Source organism: Bacillus sp. CHD6a, assembly GCF_001293645.1.
Taxonomy (GTDB): Bacteria; Bacillota; Bacilli; order Bacillales; family Bacillaceae_I; genus Sutcliffiella_A.
Map to the genome: position 1 here is coordinate 39531 of NZ_LBMD01000031.1, position 6341 is coordinate 45871.

A 6341-nucleotide genomic window follows, 5' to 3' on the forward strand; every position below is an offset into this window, starting at 1 on the left:
TATTTCATCTCCCTAATTATACAACTTAATAACTTTAGTATTATACCACAAACATGGTAGAAAAGAGAAAGACACTTATGTAAAATATATGTTATATGTATTTAGCGTTATCCAAAGGAGTTGATTTTATGAAGGATATTAAGTGGATCTTTATGCTTTATGCTGTTTTAGCAGCGGTTTCTTTAGGCATGGTCGGCATCGCGATTGGTGAAAGAAACACGCTTGGGATAGTTGGCGCGTTTGTATTGTTTGGTGTGGTAATGGGACTTGGATTTAAAACAAAAAGAAAAATGCGTGAAAATGGACAATTATAAAATTGTCAATATGTTCCTACAATAACTTATCCACATAATGAAAACCCACGGCCTTATTAACGGTCGTGGGTTTTCATTATTTCTTCAATTTATACAAGTAATCCTTGCTAATCACTTCATGCAACCCTGGCTTACATACAAAGACACTGTTTTGCCCAAGCAAGTTAAGAGGTTCACCGTGAAGTGTGGTCACTTTACCACCGAGCTCGTTTACAAGTATTAGTCCCGCTGCAAAATCCCAAGGGGAAAGTCTCAAAGTAATATATGCATCAATTCGGCCTGTTGCTACATACGCCATTTCAAGCGCAGCCGATCCATAAGATCTCGTACCTCTAACTTTCTTCACAAGTGGAGCCAAGATAGTGGGATCAATTCGTTTGTTTTCTGTAATCCATGTTGCATTTAGACCGATAATAGCTTTCTCTACCGCCACCTCTTCCAATGGGGGAAGTTTAAAATCGTTTAAATATGCACCCTCCCCTGCTCTTGCATGGTAAAGCTCATCATGAACCACATCATAAATGAGACCAATTTTTCCAACACCATCTTCATAAACGGCAACTGATATGGCAAAATTTCGCTGTTGATGGACAAAGTTCATTGTGCCATCAATAGGATCAATAATCCACACCGTTCCATCGAGTTTATCCAGATTATCTCCAAACCCTTCTTCTCCCAAGATTTGGTGTTCTGGATAAGTATTTCTAATTTGTTCTATAAAGAATTGTTCCGTTTCCCGGTCAATATTAGTTACCAGATCATCAGGAGAGGATTTAGTATGTATCATTAATTCCTTGCTGAAAGAAGTTCGAATACGTTCTCCCGCTTCTCTCGTCCACTTTTTTGCATTCTCATCTATTTGAGTCCAATTCATGTATTCTCCTGCCCTTCTGCTACAATTTTCATTGCAATTAATACAATATGTATAATCAAATATGTATGTTTTAGCTTACTGAATCGAAAGGGTAAAATCAAGTAATAGGTCACACAGAAAAACGAACCTCATACAGGTTCGTCAAAGTAGCTGTTGCCACTAAACCCCTAGACTTAACATTTCTTTTCGAAGTTGCTCTAATTTAGATTTGCTTTTCTTCATTTTTTCCTTATCACTCTCTTGTATTGCTTCAAATAAAACTGCCAGTTCATAGTCAATTTCCATCCGCAATACCGCTAGCTGATTTTCCTCTTTTTTCTTTTTCCAAGGTGTCGCCACTTGTTTCAAAATAATTCCCTCCCTCATTAAAGTTTCTCGGTTCCAAAGGATTCAATTTTCTAATGGTTGCTATATCATATGAAGCGATTGAAAGATGGTAACTAAAATGTGCAGTTACCTAACAAGAAACTAAAATGGGGGAAAACCTAATCTTTTGGCAGAGAAAAAGGGCTATGCTAAAATGAGGATTATATAAAGTTATGTTCAGAATGGGGCGTCTACATGAAAAACACAAAATTTAACGGATTTAAGAAAAAAGATTTCCATGTATTTACTATAGAAGGACTTGAAGAAAGAATGGAAGCTTTAAAGTCTCAAATACAGCCAAAGTTTGAGTTAATCGGCCAATATTTCTCTCCTTCTTTAACTGCCATGACCGGTGATGAAATGCACTATCATGTTGCCAAGCATGCAAGAAGAACGAAGAACCCTCCAAAAGATTCCTGGGTTGCCTTTGCAAATAATGCACGCGGCTATAAAATGTTGCCTCATTTCCAGATTGGCTTGTGGGAAACACATGTGTTTGTCTGGTTTGCAGTTATCTATGAAGCACCAATGAAAGAAGCATTTGGCGAAATTTTAATGGAAAATTTGTCAACTATCCGTGAGCAAATCCCTTCGGATTTTGTCTGGTCAAAAGATCACACTAAACCGGAAGTTATCAGACAATCTGAATTGACAGAGGAAGCACATAAAGAACTATTTGAGCGATTGATTAACGTAAAGAAAGCGGAAATACTTTGCGGCATCCAAATACCAAAAGAAGAGGCAATTAAGCTTTCTGGAGACGAAACGATAGCGCGCATCGAGGAAGCAATCCAAACAGTAAAAGGATTGTATAACCTAACGAAACAGACAGCGGAATAAAGGATTACTTAGAGAACTAGGCTTGCAGAGTCTAGTTTTTTGTTGTTTAGGGGTTTAAGGTTAGTTTTTTGTTATAAAGACCTCTTAAGGAGAATTTTGTCTGGCGAGGGTTCTTTATGACTATTATCAAGAACTGTTTAATAGGCATTTCTCTTTCGTGAGGTCTTAAAAACTACTCTTATGACCTATCCAACCAAGTTTTCTCAACCATAAGGTCTTTACAAAGCAAAAAAAGTAAAAATCCCAGAGCATGAGCATCTCTGGGACTCTTATAAATTCTTATCATTTAGACATCTTCACCAGTTCACCAGGGTTCATGTCTTTTGCTTTCTTGATCGTACGGTACACAGAAAAACCACTCAATTCTTCATATTCATTTGCGAGATTTCGTTCTTCCGCCTTGCCTGGTACGATTTCTTTGAATCTGCGGTATAAAGATAAAAGCTGATCACGCTCCACACCTTTGCTGTAAGTAAGCTCGACCGCTTCATATAGTGCAATAACGTCTACAATTTCATCTGTAGACCAGTCATAAGAAATGGGATAAGAGAAATCCATAACTTCACCTCATTATATGTATAGTGGAAAAGTAAAGTATATCATCTTCCTTCTCTAGTTTGTCCACTTCTCGCGAATATTTTCCGCTTCCTTCACCATTCTCGAAAGAAGCTGTTCCACACTCGGCACATCGTCTATTAACCCCATTACCTGACCAGCCCAAGCATAGCCTGAATTTGTGTTACCGTCATAAATATATCGTCTGTTCGCCGTTCCACTGATAAAGTCTTTCAATCCTTCATACCCTACTGCATCCTGTTCGAGCTTAATTATTTCTTCTGTCCAAGTGTTTTGAATGGCCCTTGCAGGTGCACCAAGGCTTCTTTTGATGACCACTGTATCATTTTCTGTTCCTTGCACTAACCTATCTTTGTAAACTGGATGAGCATGCATGCACTCCTTTGTCGCAATAAATCTTGTACCCATTTCAATTCCTTCCGCTCCAAGTGCCAAAGCTGCCATCAACCCCCGTCCATCACCAATGCCTCCTGAAGCGATGACAGGTATCTTTAAGGCGTCCACCACCTTCGGGACTAATACCATAGTTCCTAAATCATTTTTGCCTAAATGACCGCCTCCCTCTTGTCCTACGACCATTACTGCATCAGCACCAAGTTCTTCCGCCTTTTCTGCTTGTCTGCGAGCTGCGACAAGTACTAATTTTTTGCATGTTGAGCCCTCCAGCCTCTTAAAAATAGGTGAAGGGTTTCCTCCTGTCATCGATATAACCGGGACCTCTTCTTCCAAAGCAATATTCAGCATATGCTCAAAAGGTCGTCCATGCTGGCCAATCGCATAATTTACGCCAAAGGGTTTATCGGTCTTCTTTCTAACCTTTCTAATTTCTTCTCTCAGTAATTCAGGAGTTTCCAAACTCATTGCCGTTATTTGCCCAAGTCCACCTGCATTAGAAACAGCGGCAGCTAAGTCTGCATATGCTAAATAAGCAAGTCCACCTTGTATAATAGGATATTTAATATCTAATAGTTTTGTTACTTTGGTCTCCCAATTCATCAACTTCTTCCCCTTTCCACTTCTCTATATATGTTTCTTTTTAATGTGATAAATTCCTGCTATGCAATAAAGAGGATAAATGCTATAATTTCATTTGTTTTATGTGAAAGTTTGTTCTGCGTAACTAGATGCGTTAAGATAAACGAAACCGAAACTAAGCTAAATTTAAAGAGGTGCATAAGTAAGTTGACATATTCTCAAAATGACACGCCATTATTTACTGGACTATTAAATCACGCCAAAGGGAATCCGATTCAATTTCACATTCCCGGACATAAAAAAGGAGCCGGCATTGATCCAGAATTCCGAGAATTTATCGGTGAAAATGCTCTTTCGATAGACCTAATCAATATCGGTCCTCTTGATGATCTTCATCAGCCAAAAGGGATGATCAAGGAAGCACAAGACCTCGCAGCAAAAGCTTTTGGAGCGGACCATACATTTTTCTCTGTTCAAGGAACTAGTGGAGCCATCATGACAATGGTGATGGCAGTTTGCGGGCCTGGGGAGAAAATTATTGTACCAAGGAATGTTCATAAATCTGTTATGTCTGCCATTGTTTTTTCAGGAGCAGTGCCAATCTTTATTCATCCAGAGGTAGACAAAGACCTTGGAATCTCACATGGCATCACAACTGACTCCGTTGAAAAGGCACTTCAGCAACATCCTGATGCAAAAGGTTTACTTGTCATTAACCCTACTTACTTTGGTGTTTCAGCCGACTTAAGTCAAATTGTTGAGATTGCTCATTCTTTTAACGTGCCTGTTCTTGTGGATGAAGCCCATGGTGTTCATATACACTTCCATGAGGAACTTCCTTTATCGGCCATGCAAGCAGGAGCTGACATGGCTGCGACAAGCGTTCATAAGCTTGGAGGCTCAATGACACAAAGTTCCATATTAAATGTAAGAGAAGGCTTGGTAAATGTTAATCGCATACAAAGCATTTTAAGCATGTTAACCACCACATCCACCTCTTACCTTCTATTGGCTTCCCTGGATGTTGCGAGAAAACGACTTGCAACTGAAGGTCATTTACTAATAGAAAAAACCATTCAACTTGCCAATAAAACAAGGGATGCTATCAATGAAATTGACCATCTATATTGTGTGGGACCTGAAATCTTAGGTAGAAAAGCAACGTTCGACTATGACCCAACGAAACTCATTATTTCTGTAAAAAAACTAAACCTTACAGGATATGATGTTGAGAAATGGCTTCGTCAAAAATATAACATTGAAGTGGAACTTTCCGATCTTTATAATATCCTTTGCATTATCACACCTGGTGACTCAGAGGTAGAGACTGGAACGCTTTTAGAAGCGCTTAAAGCCTTATCAGAAGAGTTTAAGCATCAGGCAGGAGATTCCGGTGAAAAAGTAAAGGTTCTACTTCCAGACATCCCCGTGTTAGCTATTGCACCAAGGGATGCCTTCTACTCTGAGACGGAGGTTGTACCATTCGAAGACTCTGCCGGTCGAATTATTGCAGAGTTTATCATGGTGTACCCTCCTGGGATTCCTATTTTTACTCCCGGTGAGATCATAACGGAAGAAAACCTGTCCTACATTACAAAAACACTTGAAGTAGGACTTCCTGTACAAGGTCCGGAAGATTATGAATTAAAAACATTAAGAGTAATAAAAGAACACAAAGCAATTCGATAAACGAACAAAGAGCAGGTCCCCTCACTTACCGGGGACCTGCTCTTTCTATTACTATATGATTCTAGGCTAGATCTTCGCTTTTTTCAGAGCACTGACAATCTGCACATTTTGCATAATAAGTTGTAACTTTTTCATCCTCAAAGTGATCTACTGCGCTGTTACAAGTTTGACAAATGATTGTACCCATACCCTTCAACCTCTTTCCTAAAAGAATTTTTTTTGCAAAGTCGCCATTTAATGAAAGCGTTTTATGTTTTATTACTTCCATCATAAAACCTCAAATGTGTTATGTCAATAACTAAATTGTATAACACATTTAATCATTGTGTTTATAGGTTGCTTTACATTATTTGCGTCTATTGGACGGTTTTTTTTGGGGGATTGCTTTGTTCAGGTGTTGAGAACGCTTCTATTTGACCGTTTTTGATGATTTGCGGCCTGTTAGGATGTTGAGATTCCACTTATTTCCTCCTATTGGACAGTTCTAACGGATTTCTATTCGGTTCGGGCTTATAGAACCTTCTATATTACCTTTACAGCTTTTACCGGGGAGTTTCGGGCATGAGAGCATTTTCTCTCCTACCGTTTTTCCTCTCCACGGAGCTTTTCGGGCGGAGAGACACCCTCTCTCCTACCGTTTTTCCTTTTCCCAGAGCTTTTTGGGCGGAGAGACACCCTCTCTTCTACCGTTTTTCCTTTTCCCAGAG

General features: G+C 39.2%; 8 protein-coding genes. 3 read left to right on the forward strand and 5 right to left on the reverse strand.

Annotated features, from left to right (window positions below):
• Positions 1–128: 128 nt before the first annotated feature.
• Entirely contained in the window at positions 129–314 is a 186-nt protein-coding gene (locus tag AAV98_RS17760; RefSeq protein WP_010192789.1) for a YlaF family protein, read from the forward strand.
• Between the two features lie 76 nt (positions 315–390).
• Here AAV98_RS17760 and AAV98_RS17765 read toward each other — a convergent pair whose 3' ends face one another.
• Both AAV98_RS17765 and AAV98_RS17770 read right to left on the reverse strand, forming a co-directional pair.
• Complete coding sequence (locus AAV98_RS17765) at positions 391–1188, reverse strand: inositol monophosphatase family protein (protein WP_060666872.1); 798 nt, start codon at positions 1186–1188, stop codon at positions 391–393.
• Between the two features lie 159 nt (positions 1189–1347).
• Positions 1348–1527 carry a hypothetical protein gene (locus AAV98_RS17770; protein ID WP_442853692.1) on the reverse strand — a complete coding sequence of 60 codons (180 nt, stop codon included), beginning with the start codon at positions 1525–1527 and terminating at the stop codon, positions 1348–1350.
• Positions 1528–1749: 222 nt separating this feature from the next.
• Here AAV98_RS17770 and AAV98_RS17775 point away from each other — a divergent pair, with 222 nt between their 5' ends.
• Entirely contained in the window at positions 1750–2394 is a 645-nt protein-coding gene (locus AAV98_RS17775; RefSeq protein WP_060666874.1) for a YktB family protein, read from the forward strand.
• Positions 2395–2676: 282 nt separating this feature from the next.
• Here the strand turns inward: AAV98_RS17775 and AAV98_RS17780 are convergent, their stop codons facing one another.
• Complete coding sequence (locus AAV98_RS17780; RefSeq protein WP_060666875.1) at positions 2677–2952, reverse strand: UPF0223 family protein; 276 nt, start codon at positions 2950–2952, stop codon at positions 2677–2679.
• A 54-nt stretch (positions 2953–3006) separates the two neighbouring features.
• Positions 3007–3966, reverse strand: a complete 960-nt coding sequence (locus tag AAV98_RS17785; protein WP_060666876.1) for an NAD(P)H-dependent flavin oxidoreductase — start codon at positions 3964–3966, stop codon at positions 3007–3009.
• Positions 3967–4152: 186 nt separating this feature from the next.
• Here AAV98_RS17785 and AAV98_RS17790 point away from each other — a divergent pair, with 186 nt between their 5' ends.
• Complete coding sequence (locus AAV98_RS17790) at positions 4153–5634, forward strand: aminotransferase class I/II-fold pyridoxal phosphate-dependent enzyme (protein ID WP_060666877.1); 1482 nt, start codon at positions 4153–4155, stop codon at positions 5632–5634.
• Positions 5635–5695: 61 nt separating this feature from the next.
• Here the strand turns inward: AAV98_RS17790 and AAV98_RS20085 are convergent, their stop codons facing one another.
• Entirely contained in the window at positions 5696–5821 is a 126-nt protein-coding gene (locus AAV98_RS20085) for a GapA-binding peptide SR1P (RefSeq protein ID WP_082380950.1), read from the reverse strand.
• Between the last annotated feature and the right edge of the window lie 520 nt (positions 5822–6341).